The organism is Leucobacter tenebrionis (assembly GCF_019884725.1).
Taxonomy (GTDB): Bacteria; Actinomycetota; Actinomycetes; order Actinomycetales; family Microbacteriaceae; genus Leucobacter; species Leucobacter tenebrionis.
On sequence record NZ_CP082322.1, the window covers coordinates 2,759,039 to 2,781,295 of the forward strand.

Below are 22,257 nucleotides of genomic sequence, written 5' to 3' on the forward strand. Positions count from 1 at the left end.
ACTCTCATGTTCGCTCGCTCATCTCAGCCTCGATGTGCTCCCAGACCAGCTGCGCGGCTGATCGCCGGGATGGCCGCAGTGCGTTGACGCAGGCGACGCGCAGAAGCGACGCGGTGCGCCACGCCGTGAGGCGCGTCGCGTCGATCCCGATCGCTGCGGCGACTTCCGCCAGAGTGATGAGCGCCGTCTCGGCCCGCTCCCGCGGCCAGTTCCCCCGGCGCACGGCGAACTCGACGTGCGCCGCGAGGTTGCCGAGATCGAGGGCGGGATCGGCGCGGGCGCAGGTGTCGAGGTCGATCAGGCCGACGCCCTCGTCGGGGTGCCACAGCAGCTGTCCGTCGTGCAGGTCCCGGTGCGACAGCGCCGACGGTGCACTCGCGGCTTCGAGTCCTGCGGCGACGCGCTCGGCCGTGCGCACGACGGAGGCGCCGAGCACGTCCGCACCGTGCAGCGCCCATTCACGAAGCACAGCGGTCTCCTCGGCGACGTCGTGGACGGGCAGCTCCGACGGCGGTTCGCAGGCCGCCGCAGCCAGCCAGCCCTCGGACCAGGAGTGCCACGCGGCACGCCACTCCGAGTCGCTCAGTTCGGGATCCGCCCCCATCTCCGAGAAGGATCTGCCTCGCAGCGGGCTGAAGCAGACCACCGAGGCGCTGTCGAGCTCCGTCGGCACCACCGTCGGCACACGGAGGCCCGCCGAGAACGCCCGGCCCCGCCCGTGGGCCTCCGTGATCCGCTGGGCCCGCTTGCGCGGCACGACCTTGGCGTAACCGTCGCCCGAGTCGAGGCGCACCACCGCCCGTCTGCCCGGGCGATGGGAGATCAGGCGCCCATGCGCGACGGTCTCTCCGAGCGCGGGGAGCCCCGGATCCTCGTCGGGTGCGAGCAGCTCGACGGTGCCCGCGGCATCGATGTAGCCGCCGCGCACTGTTCCGCGATGGCTCGCCTCGAGGGGGCGCCTGGGATCGAGGCCTCGTGGGGGCCACACCCGCTCGATCGTCCACGCGCGCCCGGCTACGACGACCGCGGCGGGCGCGGGAACCGGAACGAGGGCGGGATTCGGCGTGGGCGCCGCCGTGGGCGCGGGATCCGAGCGGGGTCCGGGATCAGGGATGACGGCCGAGGGAGTCATAGCAGCGCCTCCTCGGCCCGGGCGACCGCCCGCTCGATCCCCGAGGGCCAGTCGGCCTCGCCGCTGCGGAAGGGCTCTGTCGCCCGCAGCAGGACGGCGAGCGATCGCCAGACGGGGAGGGAGCGCCGATCGATCCTGCCGCCCGCCTCGCGATAGCCGTCGAGCAGGGCCGGGTCGCCGCCGCAGGCCAGGTATGTACCGAGGTCGTATTCGGGCGGCGCGGCCACCGCCCGATCGAGATCGATGATGCGCACCTCTCGCCCGTCGGTGAGCACCTGATCCGCCGACCAATCCCCGTGGGAGAGCACGCCCGAGCCGCCCCCGCGCAGTTCCGAGAGCGTCGCCCCCAGACGTTCCAACTGGCCGGAGAGCTGCGGCAGCAGCGCCGTGACCGCCGTGATCGCGGTGCGGGTGAGCCTCGCGGGGTCGAGCGCAGACAGCGGCAACCCGTCGGGGGCGAGGGCGTGCACGCCGGCGAGCGCCTCGCCCGCCTGCCGAGCGAGCCCCGCCGCGTTGCTGTGGGAGAGGTCGCCGACGCCCCACCACGGGCAGCTCGTAACGCCCTCGGCGAGTTGCTCGGGAACGAGCACGGGGAGGCCGCGCTCCGCGAGGACCCTCGCGATGACGGGCGAGGCCGATCCCGCATCGGCCGTGATCTTGAGCGCCTGCCGCCCGTCGCGCAGCACGAGGCGGCGCAGGGGATTGTAGCGGATCACCGTCGCCCCGCCGAACGCCGGTGCGGCGGCGTCGAACGCGCGCGCGAGCGGCCTGACGAGCAGGCGGTCGGCGTGCGCCGGGCCCGCCAGAGCGCGCGGGGAGAGCACGATCGCCTCGGCACCCGCGAGCCTGGCCCGGGATCTGCTCTTCTCGAGCTTCACCGGATCGGAGTACGAGACGACCCAGAACCGTCCGCCCTCGCGAGCGCGTACCGCCGCCACGACCGACGCTCCGGGCTTGTAGCGCAGCCGCTCGACGACCGTCTCGAAGCCGAGCGCCTCGTCGCGGAGCCTTCCGTCGATCACGAGAGGAAGGTCGGGCAGCGCGGGGTCCCGCGCCGCCAGAGCGCGCAGGGACTCCGCCGCCGACGGGATAGCGAACGACCCGCTCATGCCGGCCTCCGATCGGAGGGCGCTGCCGAGCCGGTCGCGCGCATCCAGCGCGAGAGACGCGACTGTCTGTCGGCGAGCAGCGAGAGCGGCCCGCCGTCTTCGACGATGCGACCGTCCTCGATCCAGAGAATACGATCCGCGCCGCGGATCGCCGCGGGATCGTGGGTCACGGAGATCGTGGTCCTCCCGGCCGTGAGCTCGGCGATCGACGCCGATACCTGCTCCTTGGACGCCGGGTCGAGCCCCGTCGTGGCCTCATCGAGGATGACGATGGGCGCATCGCGCAGCAGCGCTCGGGCGATCGCGATCCGCTGACGCTGGCCTCCCGAGAGCGTGCCGCCGCGGTCGCCGAGCTCGGTATCGTACCCGTCGGGCAGCGCCCTGATGAAGTCGTCGGCGAGCGCTCGGCGCGCGGCCGCGACGACCTCTTCATCGGTCGCTTCGAGCCTGCCGAGGCGGATGTTCTCACGCACCGTCGTGGCGAACAGCACCGACTCCTGCAGCACTACCGAGGCGCTGCCGCGGATGCTGGCGAGCGTGGCCTCGCGCAGATCCACGCCGTCGATGGCGACAGCACCCCGCAACGGGTCGGACGCGCGGGTGATGAGCCCGACCAGGGTCGACTTGCCCGCTCCGGACGGGCCCAGCAGGCAGACCGAGCTCCCGGCCGGGATCTCGAGCGAGAGCCCGCGGAAGAGCGGCCGTCCGCGCCCGTCGTCGACGTCCACATCCGTGAATGAGATCGAACCGCGCACCTCGCGAAGCGGGCGCGCGCCCGGCCTGTCGGCGATGTCGACGGGTTCGTCGAGCAGATCCGCCACGCGCTCGCCCGAGGCGACGGCGCGGGCGATGCGTCCGGTGTGCTTCGCGAGGTCCTTCAGCGGTCGGAGCGCGAGCTTGAGGTAGGTGGTGAAGATCACCAGGTCGCCGGGGGTGAGCGCTCCCTCGATCACTCTGAGCCCACCGATGACGAGCACGAGCGCGAGGCCGGCGCCGACGATCACATCGGTGCCGCGCTCCAGTGCGGCGGCGAGGCGCTTCGATGCGACTCCCTGCCCGAGGGCTCGGCGGTTGCCCTGCTCGAATGCCCGGCCGCGGTGCGGTTCGAGGCCGTACGCCTGCACCACGCGGATCGCCCCGAACGTCTCTGCTGCGGTGTTCGCCAGGTCGCCCTCGCTGCGTCGAGTGCGCTTCGCCGCCGCGGCGATCCGCGGTGCGCCTCGCCGCGAGAGCAGCAGATAGGCGAGCACGGCGACGGCGACGACGCCGGCGAGCAACGGGTCCATGAAGGCCATCACCACGGCCAGCACGACGAGGGTGATCGCGTTGCCGATCAGCGGCAGCCCGGCAGTGACAGTGGCGTCTTGCAGCCGCCCGACATCGCCGACGAGGCGCTGCACGTTGTCGCCGTGGGGAGCGCGCGAGTGATACCGCAGTCCGAGCGACTGCAGGTGCTGGAACACCCGGGAGCGGAGCTGCGTTGCGATCCGCGAGCCCGCGAGGGCGAAGGCGACCGTGGAGCAGTACTGGGCGACGGCGCGGAGTCCGACGATGCCGAGCAGCAGCAGTCCGCAGGAGAGCAGAAGCTGCAGTCCGGCTCCCGCCGTGCCGGCGTTCGCACCGCCTGTGGCTCCGAGGCTGACGCTCACGGCATCGATGACGAATTTGATCGGCCACGGTTCGAGCACGCGCAGCGCGACCTCGCCCAGCAGTGCGAGCACCCCGCCCGTGAGCAGGAGGCGGTTGCCGCGCAGGTGCGGGCGCGCGAGAGACAGCGTGCGCCGCAGGGCGCCCGGCTGCGTGGGGGCGGCCCGCCTCATCGGCTGTTCTCCGTTCGCGCGGATCGCGAGGGCGCGGATCGGCTGCGAGTATGCCCCTCGGCCGTGAGCGAGCCGAGAATGCCGGCGAGCACCCGGTCCCAGTCGTGTCGCTCCACGGCCTGCTCGCGAGCAGCGGTTCCCAGGGTGCGAGCCAGATCACGGTCATCGCGCAGCATGCGCACTGCCCGGCGAAGCTCTCGGGGGTCACCGGGAGGCACGAGCAGGCCGTTGCGCCCGTGGGTGAGGATCGCAGGCAGCTGACCGCAATCGGACGCCACGATCGCGAGCCCCGCGGCGAGGTACTCGTAGACCTTGAGGGGTGAGAAATAGTCGTCGGCCTCGGCCGGATACGGGGCGAGGCCCACGTGCATTCCCGCGAGCACCTCGGCCACGCGAGCGTGCGGCACGGCGCCGAGCCAGCGCACAGACGCACCCGTCTCGGCTGCGCGCTGCTCCAGGGCCTCGCGTTCCGGCCCGTCTCCGAGCACCGTGAACTCGACGCCGTCGAGACCCGCGAGCGCGTCGATCGCGGTGCCCACGCCGTGCCAGGGTTTGAGAGAGCCGAGAAACACGACCCGCAGCGGACCATCGGGGAACCGAGCGGATGAGAAGCTCCGGGTGTCGACCCCGTTCGGAGCGATGAGCGGGGCAGGGGCTCCCCGCGAGGACGCCCAGCGGGCCACGGCGCCCGAGACGCACGCGACCACGGAGGCGCGCGAGAACAGGCGCTGCGTGGACGCCTCCGCCTCGGCGCCGTCCACGAGAGAGCGGTGGGTGCGCTGCTCCTCGATGAGCGGCGCGTTCACCTCCACCACGGAGGGGACGCCGATCCGGTCGCCGACCTGCGCGGCGGCGTCGGAGAACAGGGAGTACCGCTCGTAGACGAGATCGCATCCGTCATCGGCGGCCCGTGCGGCGAGCGCGGCAGCGGCCTTCGCGACGGCTCGCTCGCGCTCCGCCACGTCACCGCGGGGGATGCCGTGCTCGATGATCCGAGCCCCGCCCAGGGCTTCCGGGTCTCCGTCGCCGCGGCGAGTGCAGTATACGGTCACGGTGTCCCCGCGCCTCAGGAAGGCGCGCACGATCTGCTGCACGTGCACGGAGGCCCCCTTCGATCCGAGAACGGGGATGCCGGGGTCGGCGCACAGATAGGCGACGCGCATCACGACACCGCCGCCCGGGTGACGGTGCCCGCGGTCAGATCGGCGTGCCGTGCGGCCGTGAGCCGCACGTCGTGGTGCAACTCGACCAGTTCCCGCGCGCCGCGGGCGAGCGCCGTCACATCGGTTCTCCCGGTGGCGATGCGCTCGAGCGCCGCGACGAGCCCGTCTCGGTCGCCGGGCTCGCACAGCAGTCCGGTCTCGCCGTCGATGACCACCTCGGGGATGCCGGTCACCCGGGTCGAGACGCAGGGCACGCCCGAGGCCATCGCCTCGAGCAGCACGGTCGGTAGACCGTCGGCGTTGCCATCGGAGCCGACGACGCACGGGGCGACGAACACATCGGCCTCGCGCAGCAGGGCCGCGACCCCGTCTTGTGGCAGCGGGCCGGTCATGCGCACGATCGCTTCGAGGCCGAGGTAGCGGATGCGCTCGGAGAGCGGATCGGCCAGTTCTCCGCCGCCCGCGAGGGTGACAAGCATCGGCACACCTCGGGCGTGCAACTCGGCCACGGCCTCGATGAGCACATCGAAGCCCTTCTTCTCGACGAGGCGCCCGACCGCTGCGATGCGCAGCGGGCCCTCGTGGGGCATCGGCGCGCGATACCGGAATCGATCGAGTTCGACCGCGTTCGGTACGAGGTGGATGCGCTCCGCGTACTCGGGCGCGAGCCTGCCCAGGAAGCGCGCGTTGAAGCGGCTCACGGTCGCCACATAGCGGGCGCCTGCGATCTTGCGGCGCAGCAGCTCGAGGTCGACGTCGTCGTGGAAGATGTCTTTCGCGTGCGCGGTGAAGGAGTACGGGATGCCGGTGAGGAGGCTCGCGAGACGCGCTACGGTCGTCGCGCCGCTCGCGAAGTGCGCGTGCAGGTGCTCGAGACCCGCGCGGCGGGCGTGCGCGGCAAGGGCGATGGCCTGCACGGCCTCGTCGGCGTCGGCGTCGAGCAGTTCGGGCAGCGCCTTGCCGATGGCTGCCGCGAGATGAGGGTCGGCGGCGGCTGTGCGGATCGTCTCCCAGAACGCCGACGGCCGGGTCGGCCGCGGCAGGTACGTGACGGGGGCGGCGACCCTCGCGAGCTCGGGGTGGAACCGTGGGTCGTCGGACGGGCGCAGCGCGAACACCTCGAACGTCTCCCCGGCGGCTTCGCGCGCGATGAGCTCGGAGACGATGAAGGTCTCCGAGAAGCGGGGGTAGACCTTCACCACGTATCCGACGCGTGCGCGGTTCGGCGCGAATTCAGACGGCAACTCGTTCGCCTCCCCTGCGCACGCGCTCCCGGCTCCCCTCGAGTAGGGCGGTCGCGAGGTGCGGGATGCGCGACAGCCCGTCGAGGGCGATGTTCTCCCGGGTCGCGGAACGGCCGACGTTGGCGGCGAGCCAGTCACCGATGCTGCCGGGGTCGATCCGGCTCGCATCGATCGTCTGGATCGCACCCGCGGCGGCGAGTGCGGCCGCCCGTATCCTCTGCTCGGCCCGTCTCCGGGTACGCGGAGCGACGAGCGCCGGGGTGCTGGTGCTCATCACCTCGCAGATCGTGTTGTACCCGCCCATGCAGATCACTGCGGAGGCGCTCCGCATGAGCGGCAGCGCGTCGGGCACCCGGCGCACGACCGAGGCCTCGGGCCGAGCAGCGGCCGCGACGCGGCTACGGTCGGCCGTCGACATCTGGGGGCCGGTGACGACGAGGTGCCTATGACCGGCAGGCACGGGGGCCGCGGCCGCGGCGAGCGCCAGTTCCAGGCCGTCGGATCCGCCGCCGACGGTCGTGAGCACGAACGGCTCGTCGATCCGATGGAGATGACCGGCGACTCTGCCGGTGGCGAGGTACCCGGTGTGGGTCACGAGGTCGCGCAGCCCGGCGGGCAGCTCGCCGTTGGCCGTGAGGTCGTGGATCCGCGGATCCCCGTACACCCACACGGCGTCGAGCAGCGGTCGCAGGGCAGCGCTGCCGCCGAGCGCGCTCCATTCGGCGGCAGCGGCGGCGGGCGAGTCGAGCACCTCCCGCAGCCCCAGAACGATGCGGCAGTCCGGCTGCTCGGTCCGCAGCATGCGGAGGGCGGGCTCGAGCTCGCGCGCCACGCCGAGCGGATGACGATCGATGACGAGCAGGTCGGGGCGGAAGGCGCGCACCGCGGCTCGGAACACGGATCCGCGCAGCGCCGCAGCGGTCTCGATGTCCACGTCGAGCGCGCGGGACGCGTAACCCTCCGGTGCGTGTCGTACGCCCGGCAGCACGAGCCAGTCCCAGCCGTCGGGGAGCGGGAAGCGCGTCGCCTCGGGGCGCCCCGCGACGAGCAGCCCGGTCGCCGGCTCGCCGCCGACTCCCGCGGTCAGCGCACCCGCGAGCGCGAGGTTGCGGCGGATATGGCCGAGTCCCGCTGAATCGTGCGAGTACAGGACGATTCGGATCGACATGTCGGGCCCCTCCCGCACCGCGACTGAGGAGCACGATGCTCAGTCTCTACGATCCAGGGCGGGAGGGAGGCGGGCATGAGCGGCGGATGAGAGCTTTCTCATCGTCGCCGCGTTCCCGTATCCTGCGGCCCCACCGCTCCGCGGCGATACTGCAACGCGGAGTCGCAGGATTCAGCGGCCCGCGCCGTTCCTCAGCCGACCAGACGGTACCCGACGCCGCGCACGGTCTCGATGCGCTGCTCGCCGAGCTTGGTACGCAGGTATCGCACGTAGACGTCGACGACGTTCGAACCGGGATCGTAGTCGTAGCCCCAGACGCGGCTGAGGAGCTGCTCCCGGCTGAGCACCTGGTCAGGGTGCCGCATGAACTCCTCTGCGAGTGCGAACTCGCGGGCCGACAGCTCGACCTCCCGGCCCTCCACCGTCGCGCGCCGCGTGCGCAGGTCGAGGTCGATTCCATTGACGGAGGGCGTCGTGCTCTCCGCCGGGCGCGAGGCGTCGCGCAGGCGAACCCGCACGCGCGCGAGCAGCTCGTCGACGCGGAAGGGCTTGACGATGTAGTCGTCGGCCCCGTCGTCGAGTCCCCGCACGGTGTCTTCCAGCGCGCCCCGGGCCGTGAGCATGACGACCGGAAGGTTGTTACCGGTCGCGCGCAGGCGGTTCAGCACCTCGAACCCGTCGATGCCCGGCAGGCCGACATCGAGGATCACGAGTGCGAACTCGGAGGATTCGACGAGGGCGAGCCCCTCTTCGCCGCTGGCCGCGATCTCGGCCGCGTGGCCGGCTGCGCGCAGCGCCTTCCCGATGAAGCTCGCGATGCGCTGCTCATCCTCGATGATGAGGATCCTGCTCATCCGCCGCCCCTCTCGTCTTCCTGTCCCTCCGGCTCCTCCTGCGACGCGCCTGCATTCCGAGGAAGCACCAGTGCGAAGACCGACCCCCGCCCCACTTCGGTGTCGAGCCCGATCCTACCCCCGTGGGCTTTCACGATCGCCCCGGCGATCGACAGCCCGAGACCCGATCCGGCGGTGCCGCGGCTGGACTCCGCCCGGCCGAATCGCTCGAAGATCCTGGAGCGCGCCGACTCCGGGATCCCGGGTCCGTTGTCGGCGACCCAGCAGCGAAGCTCGTCTCCTGCCAGAGCGCTGCCGACCTCGATCGGAGTGCCCGAGGGTGAGTACTTCGCGGAGTTGTCGGCGAGCTGCAGCCACGCCTGGGTGATCTGCGAGGGGTCGATGAAGACCAGTCCCTCGGCGACGGAGTCGAGTCGCCACTCGTGATCGCCGATGACCCGGGCCTTCTCGAAGACGGCACGGGTGAGGTCGCCGATATCGACCCACCGGGGCCTGTGCGCGGTGGTGCGTTCCGCGTCGGCGAGGTGAGCGATCTGCGCGATGAGCGCGGACATGCGGTTCAGCTCGTCGGTGACGATCTCGAGACTCTGCCTGACGTCGTCGGGGTCGAGCGGATCGATGAGCTCCACGTGGCCGCGGATGATCGTCACCGGGGTGGCGAGCTCGTGCCGCACGTCGTTGACAATGCGACGCTGGCCGATGAACGCCTCCTCGAGTCGGGCGATCATCGCGTTGATGGTCTCAGTGAGCTCGGAGAGATCGTCGTTGCCCCGCACTGGGATGCGCTCGTCGAGGGCGCCCGCCGAGATCCGGGCGGCGGTGCGCTGCAGACTGCGCAGCGGGTGCAGGAGACGCCCCGCTACGAACCAGCCGACGACGCCGACGAGCAGCACGACGGCGGCCGCGACCCAGGCGTAGACCAGCATCGTCGATCTCAGATCGTCCAGCCGGGCGTCGACATCGATCGCGGCGACGAAGACCCCCTCGGAAGCGGACCCCTCCACACGCAGAGGGATCGCGAGGTAGCGCAGCTCCACGCCGTCGAGCGTGACGGTGTCGAGCACGGTCGTCCCCGTCTTCGTCGCCGCAGAGATCTCGTCGATGAAGGCGGGCGAGTCGAGACGAAGCGGGGTCGTGAAGCCGGGGATGAAGCGAGCTTCGCCGTCGACGACGCCGAGTGTTCCGCCTCCGAGCGGGGGCGTGACCACGCGGACGGTCTCGTAGACGAGGTCGTCGGTCGTGGGGAAGGAGGTGTCGACCTGGGCCGCCTCGGGCGCTGCCGCGCCGTCCTGAGGGTCATTCGGGCTCCGGCCCTCGACCAGCGCTCGCACCGTCGCGAACTCCTGCCGCAGTTCATCGTCGATCGAGGACGCGATGCGATTCTGCTGCAGTGCGAAGGCGATGCCGCCTGCGGCGAGGAGTCCCAGGGCGGTCACGGCGAGGATCGCAGCGAGGATGCGCACGCGTACCGGGTAGGCGCGTCTCGCCCGGGCACGCCCCTCTCCTCGCCCCGAAGTCATGGGCCCAGCCTAAGAGGTCGCACCAATAGGTGTGCCTGCTGACGCGACCTCTGAAGCAGGATCGCATCAGGCGGCACTGTCTCTAACCCGTGCTCCGCGCAGAGTCAATGGGTGTTTATCGGCCCTCGCGCACGCGTAGCGTGGGCCGCCAAGACAGAGGAGGTTGAGATTGAGATGACGGAGTCAGACAAGAACGAGATTCACGAGGAAACCGCGACGGAGGCCAGCAATGGGAAGGGCACCGCGACATCTCCGCCGAAGGGGGGTACGCAGGATCGTCCGATCCTCGATGGCGCCACCGTCGATTACGGGCGCGAGGGCAAGATCGATAACCCCCGTCACGGAATGGAGGATCCCGGACTGGTCCGACACCCGGAGACGGGCGAGAAGACTCCTACGCCCGACGAGGAAGACTGAGGGAATCGGCGAGCTGTAGCTCTAGAGTTGAGGGGCGGGTCGCGGATCGCGATCCGCCCCTCCATTTCATTCGACCAGCAAGGAACCCCGTGGCCGGTAGCTTCTTCGCCCTCCTCGACGACATCGCCGTGCTCGCGCGGGCGGCTGCAGCGTCCGTCGACGACGTCGTAGCCGGAGCCGCCAAAGCTTCGGCGAAGTCCGCGGGTGTGGTGATCGACGACGCCGCGGTCTCTCCGCAGTACGTGCAGGGCATCAGCCCGAAGCGCGAGCTGCCCGTGGTGTGGAAGATCACTCGCGGGTCGCTGATCAACAAGGCCGGCATCATCGTCGGCATCATGCTGCTCAGCCTGTGGGCGCCGTGGGTGTTCCCCTGGCTGCTGCTGGTGGGCGGCACCTATCTCGCGTACGAGGGCGCGGAGAAGGTGTGGCACTGGATCGGTACCCTGCGCGGACACGGGCACGAGCCCACCGTCGAGGAGGTCGTCGAGCGCACCGAGACGGACGAGAAGCAGATCGTGTCGAGCGCGGTGCGCACCGATCTCGTGCTCTCGATCGAGATCATGCTGATCTCGCTCGCCAACATCGATGAGGATTCCTGGCTGATGCGGCTCGCGATCCTCGTGGTCGTCGGCGTGCTCATGACGGTGGCCGTCTACGGCACGGTCGCGCTGCTCGTGAAGATGGACGACGCGGGGTTCTGGATGCGTCGGCGTCGGCCGCGCTGGGTGAAGGTGCTCGGCACCTGGCTCGTGAAGGCGATGCCGGTGGTCTTCCGGCTGCTGAGCATCGTCGGCGTCGTGGCCATGCTGTGGGTGGGCGGTCACATCCTGCTCGCCAACCTCGCCGAGGTCGGGGTGCCCTGGCCCTACGGGGTGCTGCACTCGATCACGCACGCGGTGCACGGCCCCGGCATCGTCACCTGGCTGATCGACAGCGGCCTCTCGGCGGTGTTCGGCCTGATCTGGGGAGCGGTGGTCGTCGCCGTGCTCGCGGTGATCGCACGGCTGCGGTTCAAGAAGCCCGTCGCGCGGTAGGCCCTTCTGAACGCCGGCTCGATAGCATGACCGGGTGAGTGAGAACGCGACGAACCGGATCCCGGATCCCGAGCCGACCCTCGACCGAGAGGCGCGGCACGCCCTGCTGGCCGAGCGCTATCTTCCCGAGGAAATGCTGACTCGCTTCCGCGAGCGCGCCGCGGTGCTCGACCGGGAGAACGGCTTCTGCGCCGACGATCTCGCCGAGCTGCGCGAGCGAGGCTACCTCGAGCTGTTCGTGCCCGAGGAGTACGGCGGCCCGGGCCTCAGCCTGCACGAGGTGTCGCGGTTGCAGCAGAGGCTCGCCACCGCAGCCCCGGGCACCGCGCTCGCGATCAACATGCACCTCATGTGCACGGGCGTGGCGTACGCCATGTTCGCTCGCGGCGACCGATCGCTCGCTCGCGTGTTCGAGGAGGCGAAGGGGGGCGAGATCTTCGCGTTCGGCATCAGCGAGCCGGGGAACGACTGGGTGCTGCAGGGATCGGGCACGAGGGCCGAACCCGATGGCGAAGGCGGTTACCTCTTCACCGGGGTCAAGATCTTCACCTCGCTCTCACCGGCCTGGACCCGGCTCATCGTGCACGGACTCGACGAGAGCGACGCCGAGCAACCCGCGCTCGTCTTCGGCTTCCTCGAGCGCGAGGGCGGCGGCGTCGCGGTGTCGGACCGCTGGAACGTGCTCGGCATGCGGGCGTCGCACAGCCGGGCGACCGTGCTCGAGAGCGCGCCGATGCCCGCCGACCGCGTGGTGCGGCGCATTCCGGCGGGGGATTACCCCGACCTGCTGACCTTCGCGATCGCCGGCAACTTCCAGCTGCTGGTCGCCTCCGTCTACGCGGGGGTGGCGAGGCGCGCGCTCGACGTGGCCGCGCAGGGGCTCGAGCAGCGCCGATCCGCCCGCCGCGACACGAGCCTCGCCGAGATCCCCGAGCACCGAACCCGCCTCGCCGACGCCTACCGCGACTTCATGACGGTGCCGGCGCAGCTCGACGCGACGACCCGCGACCTCGATGAGCTCGTCGACCACGGCGAGAGCTGGCCGCTCCGCTTCGTCAGCAGCAGGCTCAACGCGGGCGACGCGGCTCGGCGGTGCGCCGAGACCGCGCTCGTCTGCTGCGGCGGTGCGGGGTTCGACGCCGACCACGAGGCAGCCCGGCTCTATCGCGACGCGGCGGCGAGCCTGTTCCACCCGCCGGGCGCCGATGCCGCGAGGCCGATGTTCGCGGCCGCACTGCTCGACACCTGATGCGCATGTGGGGCGGATCGCGGGGCAGAGAGCCCCGCCCCGTGCGATCGGAGAGCGGGAGTGTTACCGTGGGCGAGGATCATTCTGTCCGGAAACGGAAGTTGGGGGATATGGCGAAGAAGAACGCGGGGGCGACGCGACGCGTTTTCGGCATCCTCGGCAGCTGCGTGATCGCTGCCGGACTGCTCGTCGGGGGGCAGGCCATAGCGACCCCGGCTTACGCGCTCGACCTTCCCACCTGGGAAGAGGTGCAGCAGGCGAAGAACAACGAGGCGGCAGCGGCCGCGAAGGTCGCCGAGATCGAGGGGCTCATCGCCGAGGGCGAGAAGGAGCTCGATCGCCTGCGCAACCTGCACGCGACAGCGTTCGAGGAGTTGCGGGTGGCCGAGGAGGAGCTCGCCCGCGCCACTGAGAAGCTGCAGAACCTCGAGCGGCAGGCAGAGGAGAGCCGCAAAGCGGCGGAGGAGGCGGCGGATCGGGCCGGCGTGATCGTCGCTCAGATGTACCGCTCCGGCGGAGTGGATCGCAGCATGGAGCTCTTCCTCGACTCCGATGGCAGCACGGCCGACGCGCTGCTCGAGCGCATGGCCTCGATGTCGAAGGCCACCGAGCGCAACACCCAGCTCTCCGAGGAGGCCGAGCAGGCCGCCAACACCGCCGACGCGCTGAGCAAGCAGGCTGAGACCGCCCGAGCCGAGCGCGAGGTGCTGCGTCAGCAGCACGCCGAGAAGGAGCAGGCGGCGGCGGCCGCGGCGAGCTCGCAGGAGGAACTGGTGCGGGCTCAGGAGGCGCAGCAGCGCGACCTCGAGGTGAAGCTCGAAGCGTTGAAGGACGAGACCACCAAGACCGTCGAGGGTTACCAGGAGCGCCTCCGCATCGAGGAGGAGCAGCGGCGGAAAGCCGAGGAGGAGCGCCGGCGCGCCGAGGAGGAGGCGCGCAAGCGCGCCGAGGAAGAGGCGCGACGCAGGGCCAACGAGGGCGGCGGCGGTGGAGGCACCGGCGGTGGCGGCGGAGGCGGCGGCGTCGTCGCGCCCCCGCCCCCCACGACCAGCAACGGCTGGGTGCTGCCGACCTCGGGCTACTACGTCTCCGAGGGGTTCCGCCCGCCCGGGCGCCCGGATCACACGGGTATCGACCTCGCGACCGCCTGCTGGACTCCGATCGTCGCGGCGGCGCCGGGCACGGTGCAGATGTCGTACTGGGACGGCGGTGGCGGCGGCAACATGGTCAACATCAACCACCCGAACGGCTGGCAGACCCGGTACGCCCACATGATCCAGTGGGCCAGCGTGGGCGCCGGTCAGTGGGTCGAGGCCGGCCAGACCATCGGCTACGTCGGCAGCACCGGCGCGAGCACCGGCTGCCACCTCCACTTCGAGATGCGGCCCAACCAGGACAGCGGCTGGTACGACTTCGTCAACCCCGCGTACTACATCAACTTCTAGGGCGCGGGTACGAGAGAGGGGCTCGGGATCACGCGATCCCGAGCCCCTCTCTCGTACTGCCGGCGGTGGAAGCCGCCGCGAAGATCAGTGCCCCTCGGCCTGCAGGCGCTGCTGAGCTTCCACGATCAGCTGCTCGGCGTCCGCGGCCGAACCCCAGGCGTCGACCTTCACCCACTTGCCGGGCTCGAGATCCTTGTAGTGCTCGAAGAAGTGCTCGATCTCCTTGCGGGTGTACTCGGGGATGTCGGCGACGTCCTGGATGTGCTGCCAGCGCGGATCCTTGTGCTGCACCGCGATGACCTTGTCGTCGCCGCCGGCCTCGTCGCTCATCTTGAGCACGCCGACCGGGCGCACCTTCACGCCGACCCCGGGGAACACCGGGTAGTCGAGCAGTACGAGCACGTCGAGCGGATCGCCGTCCTCGCCCAGGGTCTCCTCGAAGAAGCCGTAGTCGGTGGGGTAGACGAAGCCCGTGTAGAGCACGCGGTCGAGGTAGACGCGACCGGTCTCGTGGTCGACCTCGTACTTGTTGCGGCTCCCCTTCGGGATTTCGATCACGGCGTCGAATGCTGCGGCCATGCGCTCCTCCGTTGCTTTCTGTCGCATGAGGCGGGGCATCCCGGCCTCGGTGTGTATTGCCGGTCTAAGGGTACCCGACGGGGTGAGGCAGGGCCGGCGGTGCTGGGTTCGCGGGGCATGGCCTCACCACGCAGCGCGGGCCCCTCTCAACGTCTTCCCGCGATCGAGGTGACGCATGATGCCTTTCGCGGGTGCTGCTGGGGCGACAAGCGTCATCTCGATGAGGGGGACGGGCTGGGCAGGGCCCGCGGGCTGGGTTTGCGGGGCTGGGTTCGCGGGGCATGGCCTCACCGCGCAGCGCGGTAGCGTTGGGGCATGGTGCAGCGCGCGATCCTCGAGACCAGGGCGGCGGTGCGGCGAGCGCTCGAGCAGTGGCTCGCGGATCCCGGAGCCGCGCGGCGCGAGGCGCCCGCGTCTCCGCTCGTGCTCGTCGCGCTCTCGGGCGGGGCCGACTCTTTGGCGCTCGCGGCCGCGACCGCTTACGAGGCGCCGCGCTCGGGTCTGCGCGCGGGGGCAGTGGTGGTGGATCACGGCCTGCAGTCCGGCTCCGAGACGGTCGCGGCGCGCGCGGCCGAGCAGGCGGCGGGCCTGGGGCTCGATCCAGTGCTGGTCGAGCGGGTGGCCGTGAGCGGCGAGGGCGGCGACGGACCCGAGGCGGCCGCGCGATCCGCTCGGTACGCGGTTTTCGCCCGGTCGGCCGAGCGGACGGGGGCCGCCGCGATCCTGACCGCCCACACTCGTGATGATCAGGCGGAGCAGGTGCTGCTCGCACTGGTCCGGGGGTCCGGGTCGCGCAGCCTCTCGGGGATCCCGGCCAGGCGCGCGCTCGATGCCGGCGGCTCGGAGGGAGCCGTGATCCTGCGTCCCTTCCTGGGGGAGCAGCCGGCCGTGACCCGCGCCGTCACCGAGGAGGCGTGCGCCGAGCTCGGGATCGAGCCGTGGCGAGACCCGCACAACGACGACGACGCGTACACCCGGGTGCGGGTGCGGCGGAGCGTGCTCCCCGCACTCGAGCGAGAGCTGGGACCCGGGATCGCGGGAGCCCTCGCCCGCACGGCCGACCTCGCGCGCGAGGACGCCGACGCGCTCGACGCCCTCGCCGAGGAGACCCTCGAGGAGATCGTGGAGCACGCCGAGGCCGGCATCTCGGTGTCGATCTCGGCGCTCGCCGCGAACCTGCCGGCGCTCAGGCACCGCATCATCAGGCTCGTCGCGCGCGCCGAGTTCGGCGCCCAGCTCAGCCGGGAGCACACCCGCGCGGTCGCGCGACTGGTGACCGACTGGCGCGGGCAGGGCCCCGTCGACGTGCCCGGCGCCTCGGTGCGGCGCGAGGCCGGACGCCTCGTGTTCCGAGCGCGGTGATCCCGAACCCGCGGCCTCTTGCCCTGTTTCCGCTGTACACCTCCCTGTTTCCGCTGTACACCTCCCTGTTTCCGCTGTACACCTCCCTGACGCGGAGTTCCGTTTTGCTGCTTCGGCCCGTGCTGAAACAGCAAAACGGGACTCCGCGACGCGAGGGTGCCGACACTGCGCGGCGGTGGTGGGAGAATGGAGCGCATGGACGCGAAACACCTGGGTGACGACCTCTCTGTCGTACTGCACACCGAAGCCGAACTGCACGACCGCCTCGCCGAGATGGCGCGCGAGATCGAGGCCGACTACGCGGACACTCCGCCGCTGCTGGTGGGCGTGCTGAAGGGCGCGGTCATGGTGATGGCGGACCTGGCGCGCGAACTGCGGTTCCACGCGCAGATGGACTGGATGGCGGTCTCGTCGTACGGTGCGAGCACGAAGTCGAGCGGCGTGGTGAAGATCCTGAAGGATCTCGATAGCGACATCACCGGGCGCGACGTGCTGATCGTCGAGGACATCATCGACTCCGGGCTCACGCTCGCGTGGCTCAAGGAGAATCTCGAGAGCCGCGGCGCGAAGTCGGTGCGGATCTGCACGATGCTGCGCAAGCCCGAGGCCCTCAAGGTGCAGGTCGACGTCGCCTACGTGGGCTTCGACATCCCGGTCGAGTTCGTGGTCGGCTACGGCCTCGACTACGCGGAGGACTACCGCAACCTGCGCGATGTGGCCGTTCTCGCTCCTCACGTCTACGGCGGGGAGACCGAGGCGCTCGACAGCGAGGTGAACCGCCGGCCCTGAGCCGGGTTCGCGCGGGTCGCCGTGCTGCGAGGTCCCGTGCGGCGCTCTGCGCCGTGAGCGTACAAACGCGCCCGACGCAGGTCGATGTCAGAGGTATTGGTTACGCTTGCAGCAGCGACCCGCACCGCCCGTCTCGAAAGGCCTTGACTTGGCAGAGAAACCAACGAAGAGCACGTCGAAGAGCCGTAAGCTCTTCCGCGGCCCGCTGCTCTATCTGATCGTCGCGCCGCTCATTGTGCTGCTCGGCTGGTCGCTGCTGTCGGGCGGCGACACCCGCGAGGTCACGACCGAGCGCGGTCTCGAGATGATCTCGGACGGCCAGGTGAAGCAGGCCGAGATCATCGACGGCGACCAGCGTGTCAACCTCTCGCTCGAGAAGGTCGATAAGAAGGCCGGCACCGATGAGGTGTTCTTCTACTACGTGTCGCAGCGCGGTGAGGCCGTGGTCGACGCGGTGAACAAGGCCGATCTGAAGGACGGCTTCACCGATAAGGTGCCGCAGCCCAATCCCCTCTGGTCGCTGCTCGGATTCCTGCTGCCGCTGCTGCTCATCGGCCTGCTGATCTGGTGGATGCTGTCGTCCATGCAGGGCGGTGGCCGCGGCGTGATGCAGTTCGGCAAGAACAAGGCGAAGCTCGTCTCGAAGGACATGCCGCAGGTCACTTTCGCCGATGTCGCTGGTGCCGACGAGGCGGTCGAGGAGCTGCACGAGATCAAGGACTTCCTGCAAGACGCGTCGCGATTCCAGGCGGTGGGGGCACGTATTCCGAAGGGCGTGCTGCTCTACGGCCCTCCCGGCACCGGTAAGACGCTGCTCGCCCGCGCGGTGGCGGGCGAGGCGGGGGTGCCGTTCTACTCGATCTCGGGATCCGACTTCGTCGAGATGTTCGTGGGCGTGGGCGCGAGCCGCGTGCGCGACCTGTTCAAGGAGGCGAAGGCCAACGCGCCCGCCATCATCTTCGTCGACGAGATCGACGCGGTGGGGCAGCGGCGCGGTCAGGGCATGGGCGGTGGCCATGACGAGCGCGAGCAGACGCTGAACCAGCTGCTCGTCGAGATGGACGGCTTCGATCCGAAGACCAACGTCATCATGATCGCGGCGACGAACCGCCCCGACATGCTCGATCCCGCGCTCCTGCGCCCCGGGCGCTTCGACCGGCAGATCGGTGTCGACGCTCCCGATATGCCGGGCAGGCTCAAGATCCTGCAGGTGCACGCGAAGGGCAAGCCGCTCTCGCAGAATGTCGACCTCGAGATCGTGGCTCGCAAGACTCCCGGTTTCTCGGGCGCCGATCTCGCGAACGTGCTCAACGAGGCCGCGCTGCTCACGGCGCGCTCGAACGCGCAGCTCATCGACAACCGGGCGCTCGACGAGGCGATCGATCGTGTCATCGCCGGTCCGCAGCGGCGCACGCGGGTGATGAAGGATCGCGAGAAGCTCATCACGGCCTACCACGAGGGCGGCCACGCCCTCGTGGCAGCCGGTCTTAACCACACCGATCCGGTGACCAAGATCACGATCCTGCCGCGCGGCCGCGCCCTCGGCTACACGATGGTGATCCCGCTCGAGGACAAGTACTCGGTGACCCGCAACGAGCTGCAGGATCAGCTCGCCTACGCGCTCGGCGGGCGCGTGGCCGAGGAGCTCGTGTTCCACGACCCCACCACCGGCGCGGGCAACGACATCGAGAAGGCCACCGGCACGGCGCGCAAGATGGTCACCGACTACGGCATGTCGGCCTCGGTCGGCCCCGTGAAGCTGGGGCAGGCCCAGCAGGGGGCCTTCCTCGGCGACTTCGGTCAGAGCCGCGATTACTCCGAGGGCGTCGCGGTGTCGATCGACACCGAGGTGCGCGCCCTGCTCGAGCAGGCGCACAATGAGGCGTATGAGATCCTGGTGAAGAATCGGGATATCCTCGACGCCCTCGCCCGCGAACTGCTCGAGAAGGAGACGCTCGACCACCTGCAGATCGCCGAGATCTTCCGCGACGTCCAGAAGCTGCCCGAGCGGCCGACCTGGTTGTCGAACGACCAGCGCCCCGTCTCGGATCGGCCGCCCATCGAGGTCCCCGCAGAGGTGCGCACCGACGACCGGCACCCGGGCGATGCCGTCGCGGGCGATCCCGCTTCGGACACTGCCGTGTCCTCCGAGGGAGCCTCCGGTGCTTCGCCTGACGCCGGCGCGCAGGGCTCGGCCGGCGACTCATCGGAGCGCGCCGGCGGCCGTGAGACTGGCGAGCCGCAGGCTTCGGGCCAGGGCACCCCGCCGCGCGTCACCCCGCCTCGATCCGTTCCTGAGCAGGGCCCCCTCGCTCCGGGGGAGACGAGCCGTCCGCCGCGCAATCTCGGAGTGCGCGGCCCGTCCGACGACGACCGCGACGAGCGGTAAAGCGCATGGCCGAGACCGTCGATCGTGAGCGCATCGCCGCGGCGGTGCGCGAACTGCTGCGCGCGATCGGATCCGACCCCGACAGCGCGGAGCTCGCGAGCACGCCGTTCCGGGTCGCCGACGCCTACTCGGAGTTCTTCTCGGGGGTCGGGCAGGATCCGATGCAGCACCTCGTCGACTCGGTTCCGGTCGGCGACGAGACCGGCGAACTCGTCATGCTGCGCGACATCGAGCTGCGCTCGGTGTGCGAGCACCACCTCCTGCCGTTCCGGGGCCGGGCGCATATCGCCTACCGGCCGGGCGACCGCATCGTCGGGCTCAGCGCCCTGCCGAAGGTCGTCGAGACGCTCGCGGCGCGTCCGCAGGTGCAGGAGCGGCTCGGGCAGCAGATCGTAGATGCCCTTGAGTCGGGGCTCGCGCCCGAGGGTGTGCTCGTCGTGCTCGAGGCGAGCCACGGCTGTGTGGCCGATCGCGGCGTGCGTCAGACCGAGGCCGTGACCGTGACCGTGGCGTCGAGTGGAGCGCTCGCGCAGCCCGCCGCCCGGAGCGAGGTCATGGCGCTGATCGGGGGCGCTGCCGGGAGACACTCCTCGGGAGCGAACCGATGACCGGTTCCCCGCTGGTGATGGGGGTGCTCAACGTCACCCCCGATTCCTTCAGCGACGGCGGCCGCTTCTCAGTCGGCGACGCCGGGATCGCGAGGGGTCGCGAGCTCGTCGCTCACGGCGCAGACATCGTGGATGTCGGCGGCGAGTCGACGCGCCCCGGCGCGACGCCCGTGGCGCTCGAAGAGGAGCAGCGGCGCGCGCTTCCGGTGATCCGCGCGCTCTCGGCCGACGGTATCCAGACCTCGGTCGACACGCTCCACGCCGAGACCGCGCAGCTCGCCGTCGCCGCGGGCGCGCGCTTCATCAATGACGTCTCGGGCGGCACCCACGACCCCGCGATGCTCGAGGCCGCGGCCTGGGCGAGCGCCGAGCACGGGGCGCGGTTCGTCATCGGGCACTGGAGGGGAGTGCCGGATCCCGGGCACCAGCGATCCGACTACACGGATGTCGTCGCCGAAGTGCGCGCGGCTCTCGCGGATCAAGCGGAGGCGGCCCTGAGCGCCGGCGTCGACCGCTCTCACATCGTGCTCGATCCCGGTCTCGGGTTCGACAAGACCGGCGAGCAGTGCTGGCGCCTGCTCGCGCACCTCGATGCGCTGACCTCCCTCGGCTATCCGGTACTGATCGGGGCCTCACGCAAGCGCATGCTCGCCGAGGCGCTGGCTTCGCCGATGGGCGCCAACCGATCCACGACCCCCGAGCAGCGCGACCTCGCGACCTCGGTGGTCACCGCACTCGCCGCTCGCGCGGGAGCGTGGGGCGTGCGGGTGCACGACGTGGCCGGCAGCGTCGAGGCGCTCGCCGTGACGCGCGCCTGGAGCCGTGAGGAGAGCGGAGTCGCTCGGCGCGACGGCTCTCGCCACCACACCGGTCTTCGCGACGCCGCTCCCAGTGACGCAGCCCGCCCCGACGCCGAGCCCGGAGCCGCCGACGGGTCGGCCGACCGTATCGTGCTCACCGGGCTCGAGGTCTACGCCCATCACGGGGTGTTCGATTTCGAGCGCGAGCAGGGGCAGCGCTTCGTCGTCGACGCCGAGGTCTCGGTCGACCTTCGCGCCGCCGCCGCGGGCGACGCGCTCGAGCGGACCGTGCACTACGGCGAACTCGCGGAGGCGATCATCGCGGCGGTCGAACGCGACCCGGTCGACCTCATCGAGACCGTGGCTGAGCGCGTCGCCGAGGTCGCTCTCGGCTTCGCGGGCGTGCGCGGTGCGCGGGTGACGGTGCACAAGCCGGACGCTCCGATCGCCGCGACCTTCTCCGACGTGTCCGTGACGGTGGTGCGGCCGTGATCGCGCAGATCGTTCCGGTGCTGTTCGCCTTCGGCGCCAACCTCGGCGATCGCGGCGAGACGATCCGTGCCGCCCAGTGCGAACTCGCCGAAGGCGAGGGGATCGGCAACCTGCGCGCTTCCCCGCTGCGCGAGACGATCGCGCTCACCGAGCACGGGCCCGATCCCGACGCCCCCCGTTACCTGAACGGCGTCGCGATCGCCGAGACCGCCCTGCAGCCCCACGCGCTGCTCGACCTCATGCAGAGCATCGAGGCGCGGCACGGTCGTGTGCGCGACGAGCGGTGGGGGGATCGCACGCTCGACATCGACCTGATCCTCTACGGCGGGCGTGTGATCTCGGATGAGCGCCTCACGGTGCCCCACCCGCGCGCCCACGAGCGGGACTTCGTGCTCGCCCCCTGGCTCGCTCTCGAACCGGGGGCGGTGCTGATGGGGCACGGCCGCGTCTCGGATCTGCTGCAGCGCGTGGGCGACACCACGCGCCCCTTCGACGAGGCGGGAGAGGGCGATCATGCCGAGGGGTGAGCGCCCCGGCCTGGGCGCCCTCGCCGCTGCGGCGGTCATGGGTGCCGCTGCCGGCCTGTTGGTGCAGTTCGCGCTCTCGAACCGCGGTCAGGCGCCGCTGGTGCCCCCGCTGTCGCTTCCGCTGACGCTCGTGCTCGTGGCGGCGGTGCTGATCGTGTTCGCGCTCAGGCTGCGGCGTGCGCTGAAGAAGGGATCTGGCGCGGTCAATCCCTTCCAAGCGGTGCGGCTGCTCGCCGCGTCGCGAGCCGGGCAGCTGGTCGGCGGTCTGCTCGGCGGGTTCGGCGGAGGTCTGGCGCTCTCCCTGCTCGGCCGCAGCGTGCCCGCCCCGACAGCGACGTGGCTGCCGATGCTGCTCACCCTCGTCGCCGGCGCGGTGCTGACGGGCTGTGCTCTGTACGCCGAGCACTGCTGCCGGCTGCCCCCGGGCGACGATGACCCGGAGTCGGGCGGGGCGGATCCCGCACCCGGTCAGGGCGCGGCCGACCAGGCGGCGTTCCGCGAGCGCTGAGCGGTCGACCGCACGCCCCCTGCGTGTCGGAGGCGGCCTCTACACTTG

At 71.0% G+C, this 22,257-nt stretch carries 20 protein-coding genes; 11 read left to right on the forward strand and 9 right to left on the reverse strand.

What is annotated here, in order from left to right; all coding sequences use genetic code 11:
• Nucleotides 1–4: 4 nt before the first annotated feature.
• The 8 genes from KVY00_RS12685 to KVY00_RS12720 all read right to left on the reverse strand — a co-directional run bounded on the left by KVY00_RS12685 (nt 5) and on the right by KVY00_RS12720 (nt 10,010).
• Nucleotides 5–1,132, reverse strand: coding sequence for a phosphotransferase (locus tag KVY00_RS12685; protein WP_223043242.1), 1,128 nt, complete (start codon nt 1,130–1,132; stop codon nt 5–7).
• Nucleotides 1,129–2,241, reverse strand: a complete 1,113-nt coding sequence (locus KVY00_RS12690) for a phosphotransferase family protein (RefSeq protein ID WP_223043243.1) — start codon at nt 2,239–2,241, stop codon at nt 1,129–1,131. The genes KVY00_RS12685 and KVY00_RS12690 overlap by 4 nt, the downstream gene beginning before the upstream one ends.
• The gene (locus KVY00_RS12695; RefSeq protein WP_223043244.1) at nt 2,238–4,061 is read right to left on the reverse strand and encodes an ABC transporter ATP-binding protein; all 1,824 of its coding nucleotides are present in this window, start codon (nt 4,059–4,061) and stop codon (nt 2,238–2,240) included. Before KVY00_RS12695 ends, KVY00_RS12690 begins: the two co-directional genes overlap by 4 nt.
• Nucleotides 4,058–5,224, reverse strand: coding sequence for a glycosyltransferase family 4 protein (locus tag KVY00_RS12700; RefSeq protein WP_223043245.1), 1,167 nt, complete (start codon nt 5,222–5,224; stop codon nt 4,058–4,060). The genes KVY00_RS12695 and KVY00_RS12700 overlap by 4 nt, the downstream gene beginning before the upstream one ends.
• Nucleotides 5,224–6,468 (reverse strand): glycosyltransferase, encoded by a 1,245-nt coding sequence (locus KVY00_RS12705; RefSeq protein WP_223043246.1) that lies wholly within the window; start codon nt 6,466–6,468, stop codon nt 5,224–5,226. The genes KVY00_RS12700 and KVY00_RS12705 overlap by 1 nt, the downstream gene beginning before the upstream one ends.
• Complete coding sequence (locus tag KVY00_RS12710) at nt 6,458–7,636, reverse strand: glycosyltransferase family protein (RefSeq protein ID WP_223043247.1); 1,179 nt, start codon at nt 7,634–7,636, stop codon at nt 6,458–6,460. Before KVY00_RS12710 ends, KVY00_RS12705 begins: the two co-directional genes overlap by 11 nt.
• A gap of 191 nt (nt 7,637–7,827) precedes the next feature.
• Nucleotides 7,828–8,490, reverse strand: coding sequence for a response regulator transcription factor (locus KVY00_RS12715; RefSeq protein ID WP_223043248.1), 663 nt, complete (start codon nt 8,488–8,490; stop codon nt 7,828–7,830).
• Nucleotides 8,487–10,010, reverse strand: coding sequence for a sensor histidine kinase (locus tag KVY00_RS12720; protein ID WP_223043249.1), 1,524 nt, complete (start codon nt 10,008–10,010; stop codon nt 8,487–8,489). The genes KVY00_RS12715 and KVY00_RS12720 overlap by 4 nt, the downstream gene beginning before the upstream one ends.
• Nucleotides 10,011–10,184: 174 nt before the next feature.
• Here KVY00_RS12720 and KVY00_RS12725 point away from each other — a divergent pair, with 174 nt between their 5' ends.
• From KVY00_RS12725 to KVY00_RS12740, 4 genes are all read left to right on the forward strand, one after another.
• Nucleotides 10,185–10,427, forward strand: coding sequence for a hypothetical protein (locus KVY00_RS12725; protein WP_223043250.1), 243 nt, complete (start codon nt 10,185–10,187; stop codon nt 10,425–10,427).
• 89 nt (nt 10,428–10,516) lie between these two features.
• Entirely contained in the window at nt 10,517–11,461 is a 945-nt protein-coding gene (locus KVY00_RS12730; protein WP_223043251.1) for a DUF808 domain-containing protein, read from the forward strand.
• Nucleotides 11,462–11,495: 34 nt separating this feature from the next.
• On the forward strand, nt 11,496–12,710 hold the full coding sequence (locus tag KVY00_RS12735) for an acyl-CoA dehydrogenase family protein (RefSeq protein ID WP_394358249.1): 1,215 nt from the start codon (nt 11,496–11,498) through the stop codon (nt 12,708–12,710).
• A 110-nt stretch (nt 12,711–12,820) separates the two neighbouring features.
• Nucleotides 12,821–14,155, forward strand: a complete 1,335-nt coding sequence (locus KVY00_RS12740; RefSeq protein WP_223043252.1) for a M23 family metallopeptidase — start codon at nt 12,821–12,823, stop codon at nt 14,153–14,155.
• A gap of 84 nt (nt 14,156–14,239) precedes the next feature.
• Here the strand turns inward: KVY00_RS12740 and ppa are convergent, their stop codons facing one another.
• On the reverse strand, nt 14,240–14,734 hold the full coding sequence (gene ppa / locus KVY00_RS12745) for an inorganic diphosphatase (RefSeq protein ID WP_223043253.1): 495 nt from the start codon (nt 14,732–14,734) through the stop codon (nt 14,240–14,242).
• Between the two features lie 315 nt (nt 14,735–15,049).
• Between ppa and tilS the strand changes: the two genes are divergently transcribed.
• The 7 genes from tilS to KVY00_RS12780 all read left to right on the forward strand — a co-directional run bounded on the left by tilS (nt 15,050) and on the right by KVY00_RS12780 (nt 22,209).
• The gene (gene tilS, locus KVY00_RS12750) at nt 15,050–16,096 is read left to right on the forward strand and encodes a tRNA lysidine(34) synthetase TilS (protein WP_223043254.1); all 1,047 of its coding nucleotides are present in this window, start codon (nt 15,050–15,052) and stop codon (nt 16,094–16,096) included.
• A 195-nt stretch (nt 16,097–16,291) separates the two neighbouring features.
• The gene (hpt, locus tag KVY00_RS12755) at nt 16,292–16,885 is read left to right on the forward strand and encodes a hypoxanthine phosphoribosyltransferase (RefSeq protein WP_223043255.1); all 594 of its coding nucleotides are present in this window, start codon (nt 16,292–16,294) and stop codon (nt 16,883–16,885) included.
• Nucleotides 16,886–17,033: 148 nt separating this feature from the next.
• Entirely contained in the window at nt 17,034–19,274 is a 2,241-nt protein-coding gene (ftsH, locus tag KVY00_RS12760) for an ATP-dependent zinc metalloprotease FtsH (RefSeq protein ID WP_223043256.1), read from the forward strand.
• 5 nt (nt 19,275–19,279) lie between these two features.
• Nucleotides 19,280–19,882 carry a GTP cyclohydrolase I FolE gene (folE, locus tag KVY00_RS12765; RefSeq protein WP_223043257.1) on the forward strand — a complete coding sequence of 201 codons (603 nt, stop codon included), beginning with the start codon at nt 19,280–19,282 and terminating at the stop codon, nt 19,880–19,882.
• Nucleotides 19,879–21,174, forward strand: a complete 1,296-nt coding sequence (gene folP / locus KVY00_RS12770) for a dihydropteroate synthase (protein WP_223043258.1) — start codon at nt 19,879–19,881, stop codon at nt 21,172–21,174. Before folE ends, folP begins: the two co-directional genes overlap by 4 nt.
• On the forward strand, nt 21,171–21,701 hold the full coding sequence (gene folK / locus KVY00_RS12775) for a 2-amino-4-hydroxy-6-hydroxymethyldihydropteridine diphosphokinase (protein ID WP_223043259.1): 531 nt from the start codon (nt 21,171–21,173) through the stop codon (nt 21,699–21,701). Before folP ends, folK begins: the two co-directional genes overlap by 4 nt.
• Complete coding sequence (locus KVY00_RS12780) at nt 21,688–22,209, forward strand: DUF3180 family protein (RefSeq protein ID WP_223043260.1); 522 nt, start codon at nt 21,688–21,690, stop codon at nt 22,207–22,209. The genes folK and KVY00_RS12780 overlap by 14 nt, the downstream gene beginning before the upstream one ends.
• Nucleotides 22,210–22,257 lie beyond the last annotated feature (48 nt).

Excerpts from the sequence above, each read along its gene's own strand:
- KVY00_RS12685 (WP_223043242.1), bottom strand. The coding sequence starts at position 1,132 with ATGACTCCCTCGGCCGTCATCCCTGATCCCGGACCCCGCTCGGATCCC.
- KVY00_RS12690 (WP_223043243.1), bottom strand. The coding sequence starts at position 2,241 with ATGAGCGGGTCGTTCGCTATCCCGTCGGCGGCGGAGTCCCTGCGCGCT.
- KVY00_RS12695 (WP_223043244.1), bottom strand. The coding sequence starts at position 4,061 with ATGAGGCGGGCCGCCCCCACGCAGCCGGGCGCCCTGCGGCGCACGCTG.
- KVY00_RS12700 (WP_223043245.1), bottom strand. The coding sequence starts at position 5,224 with ATGCGCGTCGCCTATCTGTGCGCCGACCCCGGCATCCCCGTTCTCGGA.
- KVY00_RS12710 (WP_223043247.1), bottom strand. The coding sequence starts at position 7,636 with ATGTCGATCCGAATCGTCCTGTACTCGCACGATTCAGCGGGACTCGGC.
- KVY00_RS12715 (WP_223043248.1), bottom strand. The coding sequence starts at position 8,490 with ATGAGCAGGATCCTCATCATCGAGGATGAGCAGCGCATCGCGAGCTTC.
- KVY00_RS12720 (WP_223043249.1), bottom strand. The coding sequence starts at position 10,010 with ATGACTTCGGGGCGAGGAGAGGGGCGTGCCCGGGCGAGACGCGCCTAC.
- KVY00_RS12725 (WP_223043250.1), top strand. The coding sequence starts at position 10,185 with ATGACGGAGTCAGACAAGAACGAGATTCACGAGGAAACCGCGACGGAG.
- KVY00_RS12740 (WP_223043252.1), top strand. The coding sequence starts at position 12,821 with ATGGCGAAGAAGAACGCGGGGGCGACGCGACGCGTTTTCGGCATCCTC.
- ppa (WP_223043253.1), bottom strand. The coding sequence starts at position 14,734 with ATGGCCGCAGCATTCGACGCCGTGATCGAAATCCCGAAGGGGAGCCGC.
- tilS (WP_223043254.1), top strand. The coding sequence starts at position 15,050 with ATGGTGCAGCGCGCGATCCTCGAGACCAGGGCGGCGGTGCGGCGAGCG.
- hpt (WP_223043255.1), top strand. The coding sequence starts at position 16,292 with ATGGACGCGAAACACCTGGGTGACGACCTCTCTGTCGTACTGCACACC.
- folE (WP_223043257.1), top strand. The coding sequence starts at position 19,280 with ATGGCCGAGACCGTCGATCGTGAGCGCATCGCCGCGGCGGTGCGCGAA.
- folP (WP_223043258.1), top strand. The coding sequence starts at position 19,879 with ATGACCGGTTCCCCGCTGGTGATGGGGGTGCTCAACGTCACCCCCGAT.
- KVY00_RS12780 (WP_223043260.1), top strand. The coding sequence starts at position 21,688 with ATGCCGAGGGGTGAGCGCCCCGGCCTGGGCGCCCTCGCCGCTGCGGCG.